General features: G+C 54.9%; 1 rRNA gene and 1 pseudogene. Both read left to right on the forward strand.

Features of this window, described 5'->3' with window-relative positions:
* Window positions 1-209 precede the first annotated feature (209 nt).
* A 5S ribosomal RNA gene (gene rrf / locus ACFSR7_RS30650) occupies window positions 210-326 on the forward strand.
* A 571-nt stretch (window positions 327-897) separates the two neighbouring features.
* Window positions 898-1,181 (forward strand): annotated as a pseudogene (locus ACFSR7_RS30655) (group II intron reverse transcriptase/maturase); the annotation flags it as partial.

Raw genomic sequence — 1,181 nt, forward strand, 5'->3', positions numbered from 1 at the left:
GAGGTTGATAGGCTCGGGGTGGAAGCGCAGCAATGCGTGCAGCTGACGAGTACTAATCGGTCGAGGGCTTATCCTACTGTTCCTTACGGGGAACAAACGGCAAGCCGCACAGGTAAGAGCATTTCTAGCGCATATTCGTTTCGCATCCGGTTTTCAGGGCGCAAGCTCTGTGAAGCTGCAAAGCTGTATGGCAACAGCCAAACAGTAGGTCTGGTGGTAATGGCGGAGGGGTCCCACGCGTACCCATCTCGAACACGACCGTTAAGCCCTCCAGCGCCAATGGTACTTGGACCGCAGGGTCCTGGGAGAGTAGGACGTCGCCAGGCCAAGAGCAGCAAGAGAGAACCACCTTCTTCGGAAGGTGGTTTTTTTGTTTATGTCGCGCGCCTAGCCAAGCTAGGCACAACTAGCCGGTGAAAGTCCGGTCGAGGTAAGAGCCAAGTCGCCTCGTAGCTGACGGGCAACGGGTGGAGAGATCCTAAGGTTGAAGCCCCGTGACAAAGTAACTCTGCGGAGTGCGAGCAAATCGACAGGCCGTAACATGAAGTGAATCCTGCCGCATCGTCAAAAAAGATCCGAAAGGGACAAGAGAGAGCCGAGCCCCGGACATGTGGGCGAAGGTCATGGAACGCGTGAAGCCCTTGGAAGCGCAGCGCGGAAGAACTCTCCGGTGTATGGGGAACGGCATGCCGAGAAAGTTGTGTCTGGAACTAGGGAGACCCTCCCCCGCACGATATTTTTTTTCGTAAGGAGCAAACCTATAAGCCCGAAAGGTGAAGTGGCGAGCTGCGGGAAGGGAGTCGGAGGGGGCAGTAATACCGATGAAGTGAGGACAACAAAACCTCACGGAGGGAAGAGCCCCTGCTTTGTTCATGTACTTGGAGGAGGTAAGAGTCAGTGAATGCAGCTAAACCTGCTAACGACACCAAAGTAAACGCTCAACAATTCCAACAAGCACTAAGCCTTGCAGCCAAGGAAAATCCGCGGCGGCGATTTCATGCGTTATACGACAAGGTGCACCGCAGCGACATCCTATGGGAAGCGTGGAAGAGGGTCAAAGGAAACGGTGGAAGCGGTGGGGTGGATGGAATGACCATTGACCACATCGTGGAAGTCATCGGCGAAGAACGATTCGTGGACGAAATCCAGACGACGCTCAGGGACGGAGAATATCGCCCACT

Origin of the sequence: Cohnella sp. GCM10020058 (assembly GCF_042683485.1) — a bacterium.
In the GTDB taxonomy this organism is placed as follows: domain Bacteria; phylum Bacillota; class Bacilli; order Paenibacillales; family Paenibacillaceae; genus Cohnella.